The organism is Streptomyces sp. NPDC046859, from assembly GCF_040645135.1.
Taxonomy (GTDB): Bacteria; Actinomycetota; Actinomycetes; order Streptomycetales; family Streptomycetaceae; genus Streptomyces.
Window position 1 is genome coordinate 266,127 of sequence record NZ_JBEYXR010000004.1, and the last position, 20,179, is coordinate 286,305.

Annotated in this window: 16 protein-coding genes; 13 read left to right on the forward strand and 3 right to left on the reverse strand. The window is 70.6% G+C overall.

From position 1 onward, the window contains the following. Window positions 1-183 precede the first annotated feature (183 nt). Window positions 184-2,574, reverse strand: a complete 2,391-nt coding sequence (locus ABZ899_RS07540; protein WP_361342123.1) for an MFS transporter — start codon at window positions 2,572-2,574, stop codon at window positions 184-186. A gap of 163 nt (window positions 2,575-2,737) precedes the next feature. Next, window positions 2,738-3,181 (reverse strand): SRPBCC family protein, encoded by a 444-nt coding sequence (locus ABZ899_RS07545; protein WP_361342126.1) that lies wholly within the window; start codon window positions 3,179-3,181, stop codon window positions 2,738-2,740. Between the two features lie 189 nt (window positions 3,182-3,370). Here ABZ899_RS07545 and ABZ899_RS07550 point away from each other — a divergent pair, with 189 nt between their 5' ends. The 3 genes from ABZ899_RS07550 (at window position 3,371) to ABZ899_RS07560 (ending at window position 6,832) form a co-directional block, all read left to right on the forward strand. Further along, window positions 3,371-4,411 (forward strand): Rv2578c family radical SAM protein, encoded by a 1,041-nt coding sequence (locus tag ABZ899_RS07550; RefSeq protein WP_361342129.1) that lies wholly within the window; start codon window positions 3,371-3,373, stop codon window positions 4,409-4,411. Between the two features lie 193 nt (window positions 4,412-4,604). After that, complete coding sequence (locus tag ABZ899_RS07555; protein ID WP_361342132.1) at window positions 4,605-6,176, forward strand: alpha/beta hydrolase; 1,572 nt, start codon at window positions 4,605-4,607, stop codon at window positions 6,174-6,176. Between the two features lie 122 nt (window positions 6,177-6,298). Beyond that, entirely contained in the window at window positions 6,299-6,832 is a 534-nt protein-coding gene (locus tag ABZ899_RS07560; protein ID WP_361342135.1) for a GNAT family N-acetyltransferase, read from the forward strand. Window positions 6,833-6,854: 22 nt separating this feature from the next. On the opposite strand, the gene ABZ899_RS07565 is transcribed toward ABZ899_RS07560, so the two are convergent. After that, on the reverse strand, window positions 6,855-7,430 hold the full coding sequence (locus tag ABZ899_RS07565; RefSeq protein WP_361342137.1) for an adenylosuccinate lyase: 576 nt from the start codon (window positions 7,428-7,430) through the stop codon (window positions 6,855-6,857). Between the two features lie 353 nt (window positions 7,431-7,783). On the opposite strand from ABZ899_RS07565, the gene ABZ899_RS07570 reads away from it, so the two are divergent. The 10 genes from ABZ899_RS07570 (at window position 7,784) to ABZ899_RS07615 (ending at window position 20,179) form a co-directional block, all read left to right on the forward strand. Next, the gene (locus tag ABZ899_RS07570; protein ID WP_361342140.1) at window positions 7,784-9,589 is read left to right on the forward strand and encodes a 3-hydroxybutyryl-CoA dehydrogenase; all 1,806 of its coding nucleotides are present in this window, start codon (window positions 7,784-7,786) and stop codon (window positions 9,587-9,589) included. A gap of 136 nt (window positions 9,590-9,725) precedes the next feature. Continuing rightward, entirely contained in the window at window positions 9,726-10,535 is an 810-nt protein-coding gene (locus tag ABZ899_RS07575) for a TetR family transcriptional regulator (RefSeq protein ID WP_361342143.1), read from the forward strand. A 440-nt stretch (window positions 10,536-10,975) separates the two neighbouring features. Further along, window positions 10,976-12,319, forward strand: coding sequence for a crotonyl-CoA carboxylase/reductase (ccrA, locus tag ABZ899_RS07580; protein ID WP_361342146.1), 1,344 nt, complete (start codon window positions 10,976-10,978; stop codon window positions 12,317-12,319). A gap of 10 nt (window positions 12,320-12,329) precedes the next feature. Next, a complete protein-coding gene (locus ABZ899_RS07585) occupies window positions 12,330-14,357 on the forward strand; it encodes a protein meaA (protein WP_361342149.1) in 2,028 nt (675 codons plus the stop codon). Beyond that, entirely contained in the window at window positions 14,354-15,316 is a 963-nt protein-coding gene (locus ABZ899_RS07590; protein ID WP_361342152.1) for a CoA ester lyase, read from the forward strand. Before ABZ899_RS07585 ends, ABZ899_RS07590 begins: the two co-directional genes overlap by 4 nt. Window positions 15,317-15,321: 5 nt before the next feature. After that, window positions 15,322-15,834, forward strand: coding sequence for a MaoC family dehydratase (locus tag ABZ899_RS07595; RefSeq protein ID WP_121751070.1), 513 nt, complete (start codon window positions 15,322-15,324; stop codon window positions 15,832-15,834). A gap of 3 nt (window positions 15,835-15,837) precedes the next feature. Further along, window positions 15,838-17,052, forward strand: coding sequence for an acyl-CoA dehydrogenase family protein (locus tag ABZ899_RS07600; RefSeq protein WP_361342156.1), 1,215 nt, complete (start codon window positions 15,838-15,840; stop codon window positions 17,050-17,052). Between the two features lie 170 nt (window positions 17,053-17,222). After that, complete coding sequence (locus ABZ899_RS07605) at window positions 17,223-17,879, forward strand: phosphatidylserine decarboxylase (RefSeq protein WP_048579466.1); 657 nt, start codon at window positions 17,223-17,225, stop codon at window positions 17,877-17,879. A gap of 22 nt (window positions 17,880-17,901) precedes the next feature. Further along, window positions 17,902-18,720 (forward strand): CDP-diacylglycerol--serine O-phosphatidyltransferase, encoded by an 819-nt coding sequence (gene pssA, locus ABZ899_RS07610; RefSeq protein ID WP_361342522.1) that lies wholly within the window; start codon window positions 17,902-17,904, stop codon window positions 18,718-18,720. A 232-nt stretch (window positions 18,721-18,952) separates the two neighbouring features. Then, window positions 18,953-20,179, forward strand: a complete 1,227-nt coding sequence (locus tag ABZ899_RS07615; RefSeq protein ID WP_361342159.1) for an alpha/beta fold hydrolase — start codon at window positions 18,953-18,955, stop codon at window positions 20,177-20,179.

Here is a 20,179-nt window from a genome sequence, read left to right on the forward strand (position 1 = left end):
GCCCAGGCCCTCTCTCCCCACGGTCCGCAAGATCTGCGCGCCCCCACCACCGTACGGGTCCCCGCCTCGAGGATGTGTGGCAATAGGGGAATTGATGTACCGGGTTCACAACGGCGCGCGCGGGGGCGGAAAGATCCGGCCGCGCCCCTTTCCCGCAGGACAGCGCCGGGGCGGGCGGCGGGGTCAGTCCTCGTGCCCGAGTTGGAGGTCGCGTTCCGTGCGCCCTCCGCGCGCCACCTGGAGCACGGTGGCGACCGGCGGGTAACCGGCGGCGACGACCGTGTACTCGCCGGAGGGGAGGTCGGTGAACCGGAAGGTGCCGTCGGGCCCGGTGGTGAGGGTGTCCACGACATTGCCGGCCGCGTCGAGCAGGGTGACGCGGGCGTCCTCGACGGGGCGTCCGCCGCCGGCCCGGACGGTGCCGCGCAGGGCGGCGCCGCCCACGAGTTCGATGTCCTGCCGGGTCTCGCGGGCCGCCTTGACGGTGACCGGGACGGCGGCGGGCCGGAACGCGGTCGAACTGGCGGCGAGGGTGTACTCCCCGGCGATCAGTTCGGTGATGACGTAGCCGCCCTCGCGTTCGCTGCGGGTGGAGGCGACGACCTCGCCGCGGACGTCGGTGAGGGTGACGGTGGCGTCGACGGGGATGCCGTCGGGGCTGAGCACCCGTCCGGCGAGCCGCCCGGCGCCGCCGAGCAGGATGTCGAGGTCGACGGGGCGCTCGCCGACGGTGACGGAGACGGCCTGCGGCTGGTGCCCGCCGGCGGCGGCGATCATGACATACGCCCCGGGGCCGGGGGCGGCCAGGGCGAACCGCCCGTCCTCCGCGCTGGTGGCCCGGCCGACCTGCTGTCCGGCGACGTCGATCAGGGTCAGCGCCGCGCGGGGTACCACGGTGCCGTCGGCGTGCTGGACGACGCCGCGGACGGCGAGCGGGGCGCCGTGCGGCGAGCGGGCCTGCGGGACGGCCGGCGCCGGCCGGGCGGCGGGGCCGGTCTCCTCGGTGGGGGCGTTATGGGTCACCAGGGGTTTCTCCTTGAGGAAGAAGGCGATGAGCAGGCCCAGCACGAGCACCGGGACGAGGTACAGGAAGATCCTCGGCATGGCGTCGGCGTACGCCTGGATGTAGGCGTCGCGCAGCGCCGGGGGCAGGGTGTGGACGAGCTGCGGGGTGATGGCCTCGGCGTCGGGCAGTTCCGCGCCCGCCCGCGCGGGGAGCCGGTAGGCGAGGGCGTCGGTGAGGCGGTCGGCGAAGAGGGTGCCGAAGACGGCCGCGCCGACGCTGCCGCCGATCTGCCGGAAGTAGTTGTTGGCGCTGGTGGCCGTGCCGAGGTCGGCCGGGCGCACGGAGTTCTGCACGGCGAGGACCAGGACGGGCATCACCATGCCGATGCCGGCGCCGAGCACGGCCATCCAGACGCTGTAGTGCAGCCGGGGCGTGTCGGTCTCCAGCCGGGACAGCAGCCACATGCCGAGGGCGGCCAGGGCGCTGCCGAGCAGGGGGTGGATCCGGTAGCGGCCGGTGCGGCTGATGAGCTGGCCGCAGATGACGGAGGCACCGACGATGCCGCCCATCATGGGGAGCATGAGCAGCCCGGACTCGGTGGCGGTGGCCCCGCCGACCATCTGCAGGAAGGTCGGCAGATAGCTGGCCGCGCCGAACAGCGCGACGCCGATCACGAGGCCCACCAGGGCGGTGACGTTGAAGACGGAGTCCCTGAACAGCCGCAGCGGGATGAGGGGTTCGGGAGCGAAGCGCTCGGCGACGAGGAAGAGGACCGAGGCGACCGCCGCTCCGGCGCCGAGGCCGAGGATGACGCGGGAGTCCCAGGCGTGCTCGGTGCCGCCCCAGCTGGTCAGCAGGACCAGGCAGGTGGAGGCGGCGGCGAGCAGTAGGGCGCCGAGGACGTCGAGCCGGGCCCGGCCCTCGGGTTTGGGGAGCTTCAGCACGACGGCGACGACGGCGAGGGTGACCAGGCCGAAGGGGACGTTGATGTAGAAGCACCAGCGCCAGGAGAGGTGGTCGGTGAAGTAGCCGCCGAGCAGTGGCCCGGCGACCGAGGCGAGGCCGAACGCGGCGCCGATCAGGCCCATGTAGCGGCCCCGCTCACGGGCGGGCACGATGTCGGCGATGATCGCCTGGACGCCGATCATGAGTCCGCCGGCGCCGACGCCCTGGACGGCCCGGTACGCGATCAGCTGGTCCATGGCCCCGGCCCGTCCGGCGAGCGCGGAGCCGACGACGAAGACGACGATCGCGAACTGGAAGACGCCCTTGCGGCCGAACAGGTCGCCGAGCTTGCCGTAGATCGGCAGTCCGACGGTGGCGGTGAGCAGATAGGCGGTGATCGCCCAGGACATCCGGTCGAGGCCGTGCAGCTCACCGACGATCTTCGGCAGCGCGGTGGCGACGATCATCTGCTCCAGCGCGGCCAGCAGCAGCGCGAGCATCAGGGCGAAGAAGACCAACCGCACCCGGCGCGGGGCGAGTTCGCCCGTGGTGCCGGGGGCGGGCGGGGGGACGTCCGGGGGTGCGGCGACCGGTTCGTCCTGTACCAGAGTGCTCCCGCCCACGTACCCGCTCCCCTCGTCGCACCGCCGCACCATGTCCGCGTAGGCGAACAACTACGGGCAAGCGCGGCGAGTTACGGAACCAGGTCGGTCGCGGAAGAGAACCACTCGATCCGGTGAGGACGACAACGGCCGCCGAACTCGCGTGGGTTGAGTGACCCGGGGGCTACTTCTCCACCTCGGCGGCGAGGTTGGCGAGCAGCGCGTCGTAGATCCGGCCGAGGCCCTTGGGCGCGAAGGTCCGCTCGAAGAAGCCGCCGATGCCCCCGGCGCCCTGCCAGGTGCTGGTGACGACGACCCGGGACCTGCCCTCCCCGGCCGGGGTGACCCGCCAGGTGGTGACCATGGAGGAGTTGCGGTCCTTCTCGACGAGCTCGCCGTCGGTGGGCTCGCTGACCTCCAGGAGGCAGTCGCGCACGCGCTTGCTGGTGGCCTGGAGCTTCCAGTGGACGAGGGTGCCCTCGCCGTCGCCGCCCTCGCGCACCTCGTACTCGCTGAAGTGCTCGGGCAGCAGCTTGCGCCGGGTGCCGCTGTAGTCGGCGAGGGCGTCGAACACCTTCTCCGCGTCCGCCGCGACGACCCGCTCCGTAGTGGCCTCGACCTGCGCCATCGACTTCCTCCAGGACCTGAGTTCTCGGGGTTGGGGCAAGCCAACCACCCCGGTGGCACCCCGCCCAAATCGGGGTGCCGATCGGCTCACGGAACCGGTCGCCAGGCGATCGGAAACAGACGGGCCAGGGGTAGCACGATCAAGGGAACATGTGTTCTATTCTGGGGGCAGTGCTACCGAGGAGGCACCATGCGCTGGGAGAACCTCGCCCTGGAGACGGACCACAGCCGGGCCGACACCGGTCTGTTCGGCGCGGACGCCGTGGTCACCCGCACCTTCGACACGCCCGAGTTCGCCGGGATCACCTTCCACGAGATCCGGGCCCGCTCGATCGTGAACCGGGTGCCGGGCGCCTCGCGCATGCCCTTCGAGTGGACGGTGAACCCGTACCGGGGCTGCTCGCACGCGTGCGTGTACTGCTTCGCCCGCAAGACCCACAGCTACCTCGACCTCGACACGGGCCTCGGTTTCGACTCCCAGATCGTGGTGAAGGTGAACGCGCCGGAGCTGCTGCGCCGGCAGCTGTCCTCCCGCCGCTGGCAGGGCGACCACATAGCGATGGGCACCAACGTCGACTGCTACCAGCGGGCCGAGGGCCGCTACCGCCTGATGCCGGGCATCCTGGCGGCCCTGCGCGACCACTCCAACCCCTACTCGATCCTGACCAAGGGGACGCTGATCCTGCGCGACCTCGAGCTGCTGAAGCAGTCCGCCGAGGTCACGGACGTCGGCGTCTCCGTCTCCGTCGGCTTCGTCGACCGCGAGCTGTGGCGCACCGTGGAGCCGGGCACCCCCGCTCCCGAGCGGCGCCTGGACGTCGTGCGGACCCTGACCGAGCACGGCCTGGGGTGCGGGGTGCTGATGGCGCCGGTCATCCCGTTCCTCGGCGACCAGCCGGCGCAGCTGCGGGCCACCGTGCGGGCGATCGCCGCCTCCGGCGCCACGTCCGTCACCCCGCTGGTGCTGCATCTGCGGCCCGGCGCGCGCGAGTGGTTCATGGCGTGGCTCGGCCGCGAGCACCCGCATCTGGTGCGCCGCTACGAGCGGCTGTACGCGGACGGTGCCTACGCGCCGAAGTGGTATCAGCGCCGTATCACCCGTCAGGTGCACGAGCTCGCCCAGGAGTACGGCATCGGCCCCGCCCGCGCCGGGACACCCCGCCGCATCCGCGAACCCCTCCCCGCCGAGCCGGCACCCGACCCGGGGCCCACCCAGCTCACTCTGCTCTAGGGCCTTTCGTTTGGATCAGCCCGGCCTGACCGACAAGACACCCCCTGGGGGTGTCCGGCGGCATCGGGGGGCATCTCACGACCCGATCGGGTCACATCCAGGCGGAACCGGTTCCTCCGGGCGCCCGTTCCGGGACGAATGCGGCCAGGGCCGTGGCACGCGCGGCCCGCGACCCTCCGTCCTGGGAGGACCCATGGGAAAAAGCGCAACCGTTCTGTGCGGCGCCGCGCTCGTCGTGGCCGGGACCCTCACCGCCGCCCCCGCCGAGGCGAGCGCCCCGCCCACCGTCGCCGAGGCCGCGCCCCTCACCTGGAAGAAGTGCGGCACCTCGAAGTACCCGACGCTCCAGTGCGCCTCGTTGAAGGTGCCGCTCGACCACGCCGCGCCGAAGGGCCGCACGATCACGCTGGCCCTCTCCCGCGTCCCGCACACCGCGAAGACGTACCAGGGCCCGCTCCTGGTCAACCCCGGCGGGCCGGGCGGCAGCGGTCTCGCGCTGGCCGGCTTCGTCGCCTCGGCCCTGCCCAAGGCGGTGGCGGCGCAGTACGACGTCGTCGGCTTCGACCCGCGCGGCGTGGGCAGGAGCCGCCCGGCGCTGGACTGCCGTCCCACGCACTTCGCGCCCGTGCGCCCGGAGTCCGTGCCGAGCACGCCCTGGGTGGAGCGGGCCAACCTGCGGCGCGCGAAGGAGTTCGCCCGCGCGTGCGGCGAGAAGTACGCCGACGTGCTGCCGTACATCGACACCGTCAGCGCCGCGCGCGACCTGGACCTGATCCGCGCCGCCCTGGGCGCGCCCCGCATCAGCTACTTCGGCTACTCGTACGGCACCTATCTCGGCGCGGTCTACGCCAAGCTCTTCCCGCAGCGGGTGCGGCGGGCGGTGCTGGACTCGGTCGTGGACCCCACCGGCGTCTGGTACGACGACAACCTCGCCCAGGACTTCGCCTTCGACGACCGGCACCGCGCCTTCCTGGCCTGGGTCGCCCGGCACGACCGGACGTACCGGCTCGGTACGGACCCGGCCCGGGTCGAGGATCGGTGGTACGCCCTGCGGACGGCGCTGGCGCGGACCCCGGCCGGCGGCACGGTGGGCCCGGCCGAACTGGAGGACACCTTCCTGCCCGGCGGCTACTACAACGGCTACTGGCCGCAGCTCGCCCAGGCGTTCGCGGCGTACGCGAACGATCGGGACGGCGGTCCGCTCGTCGAGGCGTACAAGCGGTTCGGCGCGGCGGACGAGGGCGCCGGGAACGGCTACAGCGTCTACGCCGCCGTGCAGTGCCGTGACGCCGCCTGGCCGCGCGACTGGCATCGCTGGCGGGCGGACAACTGGGCCGCGCACACCAAGGCGCCGTTCATGACCTGGAACAACGCCTGGTACAACGCGCCGTGCGCGTTCTGGCCGCAGAAGCCGCTCAGTCCGGTGGACGTGGCCAACTCCGAGGTGCCGCCGGTGCTGATCTTCCAGGCGACCGACGACGCGGCCACCCCGTACCAGGGGGCCGTCACCGTCCACCGGCGGCTGGCCGGCTCCCGTCTGGTCGTCGAGCAGGGCGGCGGCAACCACGCCGTCACCCTGGGCGGCAACGGCTGCCTGGACCGGCATCTTGCCGCCTACCTGGCCGACGGCACGCTGCCGCGCGGCTCCGGTGAGGTCGACGCGACCTGCGCGGCCTCGCCCGGACCGAAACCGGCGACCGCGAAGACGACGGCGGCGACGGCACGAGGAGCCGAGCTCCACGAACTGGTCGGCTTCCGGCCCTGATCGCCCGACGGCCAGCCATGCGGTGCTCGGCCCCGGCCGCCTCGTCGCCGTGTCCGGCCCGCTCGCGCACGAGGACGGGGCGCCCGTGGGCGAGCCGGCGGACCGGTCCCTAGAGTGCCGTCATGGACGACGATCGCCTGACCATCCGCCCCATGACCCCGGCCGACTGCGACCGGGTCGCCGAGATCCGGGTCGGCGGCTGGCGCGCCGCCTACCCGGGGATCGTGCCGCAGCCGTACCTGGACGCCATGGACGTGGCCGAGGACGCCGAACGGCGCCGTACCCATCTCGCGGCGGCCGGCGGCGCGGTGGTGAACCTGGTGGCGGAGGAGGGCGGCCGGGTCGTCGGCTGGGGCTGCCACGGCCCCTGCCGCGACGGCGACGCCCGCACCGAGGACGCCGAGTTGTACGCGCTGTACGTGGACCCGGCGCGGATCGGCACCGGGGCGGGTCGCGCCCTCCTCGCGGAGTCGATGCGCCGGTGCGCGCTCGCCGGGTACCGGCGTGTACTGCTGTGGGTGCTGCGGGACAACGCCCGCGCCCGGCGCTTCTATGCGCGCGCGGGCTTCGGGCCGGACGGCGCCGAGGAGCCCTTCGAGGTGGACGGGGTGGCGGTGCCCGAGGTGCGGTACGCCCGGGACGTGGCGGCCGGCTGACGAAGGCGGGCCGGCCGGACACTCACCGCTGGCGCGGGATCCGGCCCAGGGCCCGCACCGCCGCCTCCGCCAGGGCCGGGTGGGCCAGCGCCTCGTTCAGGACGCGCCGGGCCCGGTCGTCGCCGAGCGCGCCCAGCCCCTCAACGCAGGCGAGGGCCACCCGGCGGTAGGGGTCGTGCGGGCGCAGCCGCCGCTCCAGCGTGGTGATGAGGGCGGGCACCGCCTCGGGGGCGCGCAGTTCGACCAGCAGCCGGACCGGGTGCAGCGCGTAGGCGACCCGCAGTTCGTTGGTGGCGAGGGCGGCCGCCGCGCGGGCCGTCCGCGGGTCGCCGAGCCGGGCGAGGGCGTGCGCCGCGGAGGCGCAGCGCTGCGGGTCCCGGTGGTTCAGCAACAGGACGAGGGACTCGAACGCCCGCCGGTCCCCGGCGAGTCCGAGCCTGAACGCGGCCAACTCCCGCGCCCACAGGGGCTGTCCGGGCGCGATCAGCACCTCCGCCAGTTCGTCGAGGTCGCCGGTGGCCACGAGGCGGTCGTACGCGGGTGTCGCTCCGGACTCCTGCCGTAAACGCTCCGTGAGTGATCGCAACTCTTCGCTCATGGGAAGAGGTTAGGCGCGCCGTCGCGGACTCGGGACCTACATCACAAACCCGGGGGGTGGCGCGCTCGTTACCCGGCGGTTAAGCTCAGACGAGCGAGTTACCCACTCGCACCCCCTCGCGGCGGCCTGGTGACGCAGCCCTCGCGAGTGCAGTCGGTTCGGTACCCAGGTACCGCAGTACGACGCGGCCACGGGACAGGGCCGGTCGGTCATCACCGCTCCTCGGACGTGTGCACGTCCGCAGCGACGGCACCGGGCGTGTGCGCTCGCAGCCCGGCAACACCCGCACTCCTTCCGCATCCGGCGCGTCCGGGCGCGTTCCCAGTCGTCACCCTCATTCCTGGAGTCCCGCGATGGCCACTCCCCTGTCCGACACCTCCCTGTCCCCTCTCAAGACCGTCGCCGTGGTCGGCCTCGGCACGATGGGCACCGGCATCACCGAAGTCCTCGCCAAGGCCGGCCGCGAGGTCGTCGGCATCGACATCAGCGAGGCCGCAGCCGCCCAGGCCGTCGCCGCCCTGGAGTCCTCCACCGCCCGTGCGGTGGCACGCGGCCGGCTCACCGAGCAGGAGCGCGCGGACGCCCTCGCCCGTGTCCGCACCTCCACCGACCTGCGGGCCGCGGCCGACGTGGACCTGGTCATCGAGGTGGCTCCGGAGTCGTACGAGATCAAGCACCAGATCTTCCGGGAGCTGGACGGCATCGTCCGCCCCGAGACGATCCTCGCGACCGGAACCAACGCCCTGTCGGTGACCCGGCTCGCGGCCGACTCGGCCCGGCCCGAGCGCGTGCTCGGCCTGCACTTCTTCAACCCCGCGCCGGCCATGAAGCTCGTCGAGGTCGTCTCCTCGGTGCTGACCGCGCCGACCGCCGTCACGGCGGTCACCAACCTCGCCCTGGACCTGGGCAAGGAGCCCGTCGCCGTCGGCGACCGGCCGGGATTCGTCGCCGACGGCCTGCTGTTCGGCTACCTCAACCAGGCCGCCGCGATGTACGAGGCGAAGTACGCCTCCCGCGAGGACATCGACGCCGCGATGCGGCTGGGCTGCGGGCTGCCCATGGGGCCGCTCGCCCTGCTCGACCTGATCGGCATCGACACCGCCCGTACGGTCCTGGACGCCATGTACACCGAGTCCCGCGACCGGCTGCACGCGCCCGCCCCGATCCTCAAGCAGCTCAGCGAGGCCGGCCTGACGGGCCGTAAGTCGGGCCGCGGCTTCTACACCTACGAGGCTCCGGGCAGCGCCACCGTCGTGCGGGACGCGCTGACGCCGCTGGAGGGCGCCGCCCCGACGCCCGGCCGGACCGTCCGCTCCGTCGGTGTGGCCGGCTCCGGCACCATGGCGTCCGGCATCGCCGAGGTCTTCGCCAAGGCCGGGTACGACGTCGTCCTCGCCGCCCGGAGCGAGGAGAAGGCGCAGGCTGCGAAGGCGCGCATCGGCAAGTCGCTGTCGCGGTCCGTGGACAAGGGCCGGATGACCGCCGAGGCCGCCGCGCAGACCCTGGACCGGATCACCGCGGCCGGCGGCTACGACGCGTTCGCCGACGTCGACCTGGCCGTGGAGGCCGTCGCCGAGGACCTGGACGTCAAGCGGCAGCTGTTCGCCGCGCTGGACAAGGTCTGCAAGCCGGGCGCGGTGCTCGCCACCACGACCTCCTCGCTGCCCGTCGTCGCCTGCGCCCGGGCCACCTCGCGTCCGCAGGACGTGATCGGGATGCACTTCTTCAACCCGGCGCCCGCCATGAAGCTGGTCGAGGTGGTCCGCACGGTCCTGACCGCCGACGACGTGCACGCCACGGTCCGCGAGGTCTGCGCCACGATCCGCAAGCACGCCGTCGACTGCGGCGACCGGGCCGGGTTCATCGTGAACGCCCTGCTGTTCCCGTACCTGAACAACGCGATCAAGATGGTGCAGGAGCACTACGCGTCGCTCGACGACATCGACGCCGCGATGAAGCTGGGCGGCGGCTACCCGATGGGCCCGTTCGAGCTGCTGGACGTCGTCGGGCTGGACGTCTCGCTGGCCATCGAGAAGGTCCTGCACCGCGAGTTCCGCGACCCGGGCCTCGCTCCGGCGCCCCTGCTGGAGCACTTGGTGGCCGCGGGCTGCCTCGGCCGCAAGACCGGCCGCGGCTTCCGCGAATATGCCCGGCGCTGACGGCATCGGCGACTGGTTCCGAGGCGACCGCGACTGGGGCGGACTGCTCGACCCGGCCGGAGGACCCCCGCCCGCACCGGGCGGGGGAAACCCCGTACACGCGCATCCAGCTGCGGACATGCAGTACGTTCGGGTCATGTCCCAGCCCGCCAAGTCCTCACGTACACCAGCTACGCCCGACGCGCCGGAGAGTGCCGCGGGCGGCCGCGCCGCCGCCCAACGGCTCAAGATGCGCCGCGAACTGGCGGCCGCGGCCATGGAGCTGTTCGCGACCAAGGGATACGAGGCGACCACGGTCGACGAGATCGCGGCCGCGGCCGGGGTGGCCCGCCGCACCTTCTTCCGGCACTTCCGCTCCAAGGAAGAGGCGATCTTCCCGGACCACGACGACACCCTGGTCCGCGCCGAGGCGGTGCTCAACGCCGCACCGGCGCACGAGCACCCGCTCGACACGGTGTGCCGGGGCATCAAGGAGGTCATGCGGATGTACGCGGCCCGGCCGGAGATCTCGGTCGCCCGCTACAAGCTGACCCGTGAGGTGCCCACCCTGCGGGAGGCGGAGATCGCCTCGGTGGCCCGCTACGAGCGCCTGTTCACCCGCTACCTGCTCGGGCACTTCGACGAGCACGCGCACGACGACGACGCCAACGACGACCCGCTGCTGGCGGAGGTCGCGGCGTCGGCGGTGGTCACCGCCCACAACCACGTGCTGCGGCGCTGGCTGCGGGCCGGCGCGCAGGGCGACGTGGAGGCGCAGCTCGACCACGCCTTCGCGATCGTGCGCCGCACGTTCGGGACGGGGATCGGCGCGGGCCGGGACAGCGCCCCGCGCACCACGACGGCCTCGGTGGCGACCGAGGGCGAGGTCCTGGTGACGGTGGCGCGGACGGACGCGCCGCTGGACGAGGTGATGCGCACCATCGAGCAGGCCCTCAAGGAGCGCTGAAGCGCCTGGAAGGGAGTGGGTTCGGCCACTCCCCCGCTGTGATGACGGCCACCCGCCCGGGTGGCCGTTTTGGCATGTCAGGGGCCCTTTTGAGGGAGCTTCCCGACCCTGTTCGATCGATCATCGCTCATGTGTTACGTAAAGATTTCATCTGAGAGTAACTTCTGGCACGCAGTGCCTTGCCGGATGACACGGCGTGCCATACGTTGAAGGAGTCCGGGCGGCCGGCGTGCAGAGACCTTTCGTACGCCGGCTGTCCCCGCAAGCCCCTCCCGGGGCCTGCGCGCCCGGCGCCTGCGTCACAGGCAACCTCCCGCGCCACCATGCGCTGCCGATCAGCACCACCGGCCGAACCGACGGCACCCCCGAAAAAAACCCTCAGCAGCACCGACGTAACCCTCAGCGCCCCTCCTCAGGGCGCTCACCGCCGGAGGCAACACGTGACCACGAAGGACATCCTGGCCGCGATCCAGTCGCCCGACTCCACGTCGGAGGACTTCGCCGCCCTCCCGCTCCCCGAGTCGTACCGCGCGATCACCGTGCACAAGGACGAGACGGAGATGTTCGCGGGGCTGACGACCCGCGACAAGGACCCGCGCAAGTCGATCCACCTCGACGACGTGCCCCTGCCCGAGCTCGGCCCGGGTGAGGCCCTGGTGGCCGTCATGGCCTCGTCGGTGAACTACAACTCGGTGTGGACGTCGATCTTCGAGCCGCTGTCCACCTTCGGCTTCCTGGAGCGCTACGGCCGCACCAGCGACCTGGCCAAGCGCCACGACCTGCCGTACCACATCATCGGCTCCGACCTCGCGGGCGTCGTCCTGCGCACCGGCCCGGGCGTCAACTCCTGGAAGCCCGGCGACGAGGTCGTCGCGCACTGCCTGTCCGTCGAGCTGGAGTCCAGCGACGGGCACAACGACACGATGCTCGACCCCGAGCAGCGCATCTGGGGCTTCGAGACCAACTTCGGCGGTCTCGCCGAGATCGCCCTCGTCAAGTCCAACCAGCTCATGCCCAAGCCGGACCACCTGAGCTGGGAGGAGGCCGCGGCCCCGGGCCTGGTGAACTCCACCGCCTACCGCCAGCTGGTCTCCCGCAACGGCGCCGGCATGAAGCAGGGCGACAACGTCCTGATCTGGGGCGCGAGCGGCGGACTCGGCTCGTACGCCACGCAGTTCGCCCTCGCCGGCGGCGCCAACCCGATCTGCGTCGTCTCCTCGCCGCAGAAGGCGGAGATCTGCCGCGCGATGGGCGCCGAGGCGATCATCGACCGCAACGCCGAGGACTACAAGTTCTGGAAGGACGAGAACACCCAGGACCCGAAGGAGTGGAAGCGCTTCGGCAAGCGCATCCGCGAGCTCACCGGCGGCGAGGACATCGACATCGTCTTCGAGCACCCCGGCCGCGAGACCTTCGGCGCCTCGGTCTTCGTCACCCGCAAGGGCGGCACCATCACCACCTGCGCCTCGACCTCGGGCTACATGCACGAGTACGACAACCGCTACCTGTGGATGTCGCTCAAGCGCATCATCGGCTCCCACTTCGCCAACTACCGCGAGGCCTGGGAGGCCAACCGGCTGATCGCGAAGGGCAAGATCCACCCGACGCTGTCGAAGGTGTACTCCCTGGAGGACACCGGCCAGGCGGCCTACGACGTGCACCGCAACCTCCACCAGGGCAAGGTCGGCGTGCTGTGCCTCGCCCCCGAGGAGGGCCTGGGCGTGCGCGACGAGGAGACGCGCGCCAAGCACCTCGACGCCATCAACCGCTTCCGGAACATCTGAGGGCCGGGCGATGACAGAGCGCCAGAAGGACCGTCCGTGGCTCATGCGGACGTACGCCGGCCACTCCACGGCCGAGGCGTCCAACGAGCTGTACCGGCGCAACCTGGCCAAGGGCCAGACCGGTCTGTCGGTCGCGTTCGACCTGCCCACCCAGACCGGGTACGACTCCGACCACATCCTCGCCCGCGGCGAGGTCGGCCGGGTCGGGGTGCCGGTCGCGCACCTCGGTGACATGCGCCGGCTGTTCCAGGACATCCCCCTGGAGCAGATGAACACCTCGATGACGATCAACGCCACCGCCATGTGGCTGCTGGCGCTCTATCAGGTCGTCGCCGAGGAGCAGGGCGCCGACATCACCAGGCTCCAGGGCACGACCCAGAACGACATCGTCAAGGAGTACCTGTCGCGGGGGACGCACGTCTTCCCGCCGGGCCCCTCGCTCCGGCTGACGACGGACATGATCGCGTACACGGTCTCCCACATCCCGAAGTGGAACCCGATCAACATCTGCAGCTACCACCTGCAGGAGGCGGGCGCCACGCCGGTCCAGGAGATCGCGTACGCGATGTCCACCGCCATCGCCGTCCTCGACGCCGTGCGCGCCTCGGGGCAGGTCCCCGAGGAGAAGTTCGGGGACGTCGTGGCCCGTATCTCCTTCTTCGTGAACGCGGGCGTCCGCTTCATCGAGGAGATGTGCAAGATGCGGGCGTTCGGGCGGATCTGGGACCGGATCACGCGCGAGCGGTACGGCATCGAGAACCCCAAGCAGCGCCGCTTCCGCTACGGCGTCCAGGTCAACTCCCTCGGGCTGACCGAGGCACAGCCGGAGAACAACGTCCAGCGGATCGTGCTGGAGATGCTGGCGGTGACGCTGTCGAAGGACGCCCGCGCGCGTGCCGTGCAGCTGCCCGCCTGGAACGAGGCGCTGGGCCTGCCCCGGCCCTGGGACCAGCAGTGGTCGCTGCGCATCCAGCAGGTCCTCGCGCACGAGAGCGACCTGCTGGAGTACGAGGACATCTTCGAGGGCTCGCATGTCGTCGAGGCGAAGGTCGCGGCGCTCGTCGAGGAGTCCCTCGCCGAGATCGAGCGGATCCAGGAGATGGGCGGCGCGATGGCGGCCGTCGAGTCCGGCTACCTCAAGTCGCAGCTCGTCGCCTCGCACGCCGAGCGCCGCGGCCGGATCGAGTCCGGCCAGGAGAAGATCGTCGGCGTCAACATCTTCGAGACGACCGAGCCGAACCCGCTGACCGCCGACCTGGACACCGCGATCCAGACGGTCGACCCGGCCGTCGAGGCCCGGGTCATCGCCTCGCTCCGGCACTGGCGCGACACGCGGTACCAGCCACCCTTCAACCACCCGCGCCCCTGCAAGGCGCTGGAGCGGCTGAAGGAGGCCGCGAAGGGCACCGACAACCTCATGGAGGCCACCCTGGAGTGCGCCCGCGCCGGCGTCACCACCGGCGAGTGGGCCGGGGCCCTGCGCGAGGTGTTCGGCGAGTTCCGCGCCCCGACCGGGGTCTCCTCGGCGCCGGTCGCGGTCCCCGCCGAGGAGGGCTCCGCGCTCGCCCAGGTGCGCCGCAAGGTGGAGCTGACGGCGCAGGACATGGGCGTGGGCAAGCTGCGCTTCCTGGTCGGCAAGCCCGGCCTGGACGGGCACTCCAACGGCGCCGAGCAGATCGCCGTGCGCGCCCGGGACGCCGGCTTCGAGGTGGTGTACCAGGGCATCCGGCTGACGCCGGAGCAGATCGTGGACGCGGCCCTCGCCGAGGACGTCCACGCGGTCGGCCTGTCGATCCTGTCCGGATCGCACGCACAGCTGGTCCCGGACGTCCTGGAACGCCTCCATGTGGCCGGTGCCACAGATATACCCGTGATAGCCGGTGGCATCATCCCGAATGGTGACGCCGAGCAGCTGAAGGAAGCCGGAGTGGCCGCCGTCTTCACCCCGAAGGACTTCGACATCACCGGGATCATCGGCCGCATCGTCGACGAGATCCGGAAAGCGAACAAGCTCGACCCTCTGGAGGTCCCCGCATGACGACCGTCAACCGCCTTCGTCCCCGCCGCTCCTGTCTGGCGGTACCGGGAAGCAACCCGCGCTTCCTGGAGAAGGCGCAGGGCCTCCCCGCCGACCAGGTCTTCCTGGACCTCGAGGACGCGTGCGCGCCGCTCGCCAAGCCCGAGGCGCGGCACACCATCGTCAAGTTCCTCAACGAGGGCGACTGGACGGGCAAGACGCGCGTCGTCCGCGTCAACGACTGGACGACCGAGTGGACGTACCGGGACGTCGTGACGGTCGTCGAGGGGGCCGGCCAGAACCTCGACTGCATCATGCTGCCCAAGGTGCAGACGGCCCAGCAGGTCGTGGCGCTGGACCTGCTGCTGACGCAGATCGAGAAGACGATGGGCTTCGAGGTCGGCAAGATCGGCATCGAGGCGCAGATCGAGAACGCGCAGGGCCTGAACAACGTCAACGAGATCGCCCAGGCCTCCCAGCGCCTGGAGACCATCATCTTCGGCCCGGCCGACTTCATGGCGTCCATCAACATGAAGTCGCTCGTCGTGGGCGAGCAGCCGCCCGGCTACCCGGCGGACGCCTACCACTACATCCTGATGAAGATCCTGATGGCCGCCCGCGCCAACGACCTCCAGGCGATCGACGGCCCCTACCTGCAGATCCGCAACGTCGACGGCTACCGCGAGGTCGCCCAGCGCGCCGCCGCGCTCGGCTTCGACGGCAAGTGGGTGCTGCACCCGGGCCAGGTCGAGGCGTCCAACGAGATCTTCTCGCCCTCGCAGGAGGACTACGACCACGCCGAGCTGATCCTGGACGCGTACGACTACTACACGTCCGAGGCGGGCGGCAAGAAGGGCTCCGCGATGCTCGGCGACGAGATGATCGACGAGGCCAGCCGCAAGATGGCCCTGGTCATCGCGGGCAAGGGCCGCGCCGCCGGCATGCGGCGCACGTCGAAGTTCGAGATCCCGGAGGCCTGACCGTCATGCAGTTCGGACGCACCTACGAGGAGTTCGAGGTCGGGGCGACGTACAAGCACTGGCCGGGCAAGACGGTCACGGAGTACGACGACCACCTGTTCTGTCTCCTCACCATGAACCACCACCCGCTCCACATGGACACGAACTACGCGGAGAAGACGACGGACTTCGGCAAGAACGTCGTCGTGGGCAACTACGTCTACTCCCTGCTGCTCGGCATGTCCGTGCCGGACATCTCCGGCAAGGCGATCGCCAACCTGGAGATCGAGTCGCTGAAGCACGTGGCGCCGACCTTCCACGGCGACACCATCTACGGCCAGACGACCGTGCTCGACAAGTGGCCGTCGAAGTCGAAGAGCGACCGCGGCATCGTCCACGTCGAGACCAAGGGCTACAAGCAGGACGGCACGCTGGTGTGTGTCTTCCGCCGCAAGGTGATGGTGCCCACCGAGACGTACATCAAGGAGCGCGGCGGCGAGCAGCCGGGCCGCCCCGAGCTGAAGGAACAGGGGAAGTAAGCGATGGCCCGTCTCGCCCAGACCGCCGGTCTGACCGACGTCCAGCAGGAGATCCTCTCCACCGTCCGCGACTTCGTGGACAAGGAGATCATCCCGGTCGCCACCGAGCTGGAGCACCGTGACGAGTACCCCCAGCAGATCGTCGACGGCCTGAAGGAGCTCGGCCTCTTCGGCCTGATGATCCCCGAGGAGTACGGGGGTCTGGGCGAGTCGCTCCTGACATACGCGCTGTGCGTGGAGGAGATCGCCCGCGGCTGGATGTCGGTGTCCGGCATCATCAACACGCACTTCATCGTGGCGTACATGCTGAAGCAGCACGGCACGCAGGAGCAGAAGGAGCACTTCCTCCCGCGGATGGCGGCCGGCGACATCCGCGGCGCCTTCTCGATGTCGGAGCCGGGCCTCGGCTCCGATGTGTCCGCCATCACGTCGAAGGCGGTGAAGGACGGCGAGGAGTACGTCCTCAACGGCCAGAAGATGTGGCTGACGAACGGCGGGACGTCCTCTCTGGTCGCCGTTCTGGTCCGAAGTGACGAAGGACACTCCCCCGAAGAGGCAGCCGCCAAGCCCCACAAGTCGATGACGACGTTCCTCGTGGAGAAGGAGCCCGGCTTCGGCGAGGTCCGCCCGGGACTCACCATCCCCGGCAAGATCGACAAGATGGGCTACAAGGGCGTCGACACGACCGAGCTCATCATGGATGGCCTGCGCATTCCGGCCGATCGGGTGCTCGGCGGCGTCACCGGCCGAGGTTTTTACCAAATGATGGACGGCGTCGAGGTCGGCCGCGTCAACGTGGCGGCGCGTGGCTGCGGCGTCGCTCAGCGTGCCTTCGAACTGGGCGTCCAGTACGCCCAGCAGCGTCACACTTTCGGCAAGCCGATCGCCCAGCACCAGGCCATCCAGTTCAAACTGGCCGAGATGGCTACCAAGGTCGAGGCCGCGCATGCCATGATGGTGAACGCGGCACGCAAAAAGGACTCGGGTGAGCGAAACGACCTCGAAGCAGGGATGGCGAAGTACCTCGCCTCCGAATACTGCAAGGAGGTCGTGGAAGACTCCTTCCGGATCCACGGCGGCTACGGCTTCTCCAAGGAGTACGAGATCGAGCGCCTCTACCGCGAGGCCCCGATGCTGCTCATCGGCGAAGGCACCGCCGAGATCCAGAAAATGATCATCGGTCGCAGGCTGCTCGAAGAGTATCGGTTCCAAGGATAGATGTCCGAGTTCGGGGTGTTATCTTCGAGAAGAAGATCACACCCCGTACAGCCTCTTCAGCCGCCGACTCGGCTTCCTGGCTTGCCCAGTTGTGGGCCGCGACCGGTACGATCCCGGGAAAGCCGCCGTCCCCCGTTGAAGCGCGGCATCATCCGCTACGAAGGTCATCCATGCCCCACAGCCAAACCTCTGCACCACGCGACAGCCGGGCCGGCGTACGCCTCGCGCGCGGAGCATCGCCGTGGCTTCTCCCGACCGTCGCCACCGCAGCCCTCAGCCTGGCCCGCGCACGCCGCTCCGGCGTCGCCAAGGCCGTGGCCGTACCCGCCACCGCTCTGGCGGCGGGCATGCTGTGGTTCTTCCGCGACCCCGAGCGCGAGATCGCCCAGGGCCGGGTCATCTCCCCCGCCGACGGTGTGGTGCAGAGCATCATGCCGTGGAAGGACGGCCGCACCCGCGTCGCGATCTTCATGAGCCCGCTCAACGTCCACGTCAACCGTGCGCCGCTCTCCGGCACCGTGACGTCCGTCGAGCACATCCCGGGCGGGTTCGTGCCGGCGTTCAACAAGGAGAGCGAGAACAACGAGCGCGTAGTCTGGCATTTCGACACCGAACTCGGCGACATCGAGATGATCCAGATCGCCGGCGCCGTGGCCCGTCGTATCGTCCCCTACATCCCGCAGGGCACGAAGGTCGAGCAGGGCGACCGCATCGGTCTGATCCGCTTCGGCTCCCGTGTCGACATCTACCTGCCGGAGGGCGTGGAGGTCGCGGTCGAGGTCGGGCAGAAGACCGTGGCTGGGGTGACTCGCATTGACCGTGATTGATCCAGAGACACAACCGGGCTGGGTGCCGGGTGCCGACGAGGTCGACGAAGAGGAGGAGATGCCGCTCTCTCTGCGCCTGTCGATAGCGGACACCCTCACCCTCGGCAACGCCACGTGCGGCTTCATGGCGGTGTACTTCACCACCACCGGCATCCTGATCCCGCACCTCACGGGGAGCCAGGAGTCCGGCATGGCCCGCCACAGCGCGGCCACGGCGGTCATCCTGATGCTCTGCGCGGCGGTCTTCGACCTGTTCGACGGCCTGGTCGCACGCAAGCTGCGCTCGTCCCCGATGGGTGCCGAGCTGGACAACCTGTCCGACCTGATCAGCTTCGGCCTGGCCCCGGCGTACTTCGTCCTGGTCTACGGCATGGTCGCCGACGACGCGCACCAGAGAGTGGCCGCGGTCGGGGCGATCGTGGTGCTGCTGGCGGTCGTGCTGCGGCTGGCGCGCTTCTCCTGCGTGTCCGTCCCCAACGGAATGTTCCAGGGGATGCCGTCGCCGTTCGGCGCGCTGACGGTGGTCTCGATCGTCCTGCTGGAGCTGCCCTTCGTGGCGACGCTCCTGGCGATCCTGGGCACGGCCTGGCTGATGGTGAGCCGGGTCGAGTACCCGAAGCCGCGCGGCCGCCTCGCGATCGCGATGCTGTCCTGGATCGTCGTGTCCATGGGTCTGCTCGCCGCCTGGGCGTTCGAGGCCCCGAGCGGTCAGCTGCTCCTCCAGACGGGCTGCGCGCTCCAGCTGGTGATGGGCGCGGTGATCCCGCTGTTCGCCACGGCCCGCCGGGTGAACAACTTCCGCGACAACCGGCGCGAGGCGCGGGCGGCGCAGCTGCCCTGACCCTCGTCAGAACTGAAACGGGTGTGGCCCGAGCCTTCGAGGCTCGGGCCACACCCGTTTCACGTTCAAGGGCGTACGGCGTTGGCCTTTGACGGGTCAACCAGCCCTGCCGGGCGCCAAGTTGCAGAGGGAGAGACGCAGTAGGACGGTGGGAATCGGGGTGCATTTTACAGGGATTCATCCAGTTCGGGGGGATGGGGATTCCTCGCCTCTTACGGATCGGAGATCAGCCATGGCTGCACCCACTCCCAAGGACTACGCGGTCCCGCACGTATCGAAGCTTCCGGCGAACGAGGGCGACACCGTGCACCTCTTCGTCCGGGAGTACGACGGCACCCAGGGCAACCAGCCGCACGAGGTGGTGCTGATGCTCCACGGCCGGAGCGTGCCGGTTCTCGCCGGATTCGACCTGACGGTCCCCGGGTCCGGGATCGACTACAACTGGGCCCAGGACCTGGCCAAGCACCACTACGACGTCTTCATGGTGGACCTGCAGGGCAACGGGCGGTCGCCGCGCCCGAAGATGGACGAGCCCCGCAACGCCAGCCCCACGCATCGCGACGTCCTCGTCCCCAACCCGCTGTCGCCCCCTTACACCGGCCCGCCGCTGTACCCGCACCAGCTGAGCAACACCGAGAGCGAATGTGCGGAGCTGGCCACCGTGGTCGACTTCATCAGGTCGCTGCCCGGCAGGAACAAGCCGATGGACTTCATCGGGTGGTCCGCCGCGGGACCGTCCATGGGGCCCTACACCCTCCAGCATCCCGAGATGGTCAAGAGCCTGTTCCTGCTCGCCCCCATCTTCCCGCCCGACGGGCGGTGGTCGGGCGACCTCGGGGACCCCTTCGCGATCCCGCCGAACACCCAGTTGCCGGTCTCCGACCCGCCCACGCTGTACGGCTTCCCCATGTTCGTCAGCAACAAGCAGGGCTTCGTGAAGGCATGGGACCGAGAGCAGGGCGACCCGCCCCAACGCGAGCCCGGCATGGAGCACACGGCGTGGAAGGCCATGATGGCGAACGACCCCGTCGGCAGCAGATGGGGCAAGGAGCTGTCACCCGGCGTGTACGAGGGCATCCACCGGTTCCGGAACCCCTACTTCTGGGGCTGGACCAAGGAGACGGTGCCCTACCAGGACGAGCTGGGCAACTACATCCTCGGTGACCGGGTTCCCGTCGCCATCGTGTACGGAGAGCTGGACAAGACGGCCAACACCCAGCCGAACGTCCCGGTTCCCCCGCCCCTGCGCTTCTCCGTGCCGGCCCTCTACAAGGCCATCGGGGGGCCCGAGAAGCTGATGTTCGAGCTGGAGGGTGCGGGACACTCCGTGGTCTGGGAGCGCCCCGCCGAGGTCGTGCACGACATCGCGTTCCAGTGGCTCCACAACAAGCACAAGGTGTGGGGCCTCACGAGCGGCAGCTACTACCGGGACTCGGCGGGTGTCCTGACGCCGGTCTAG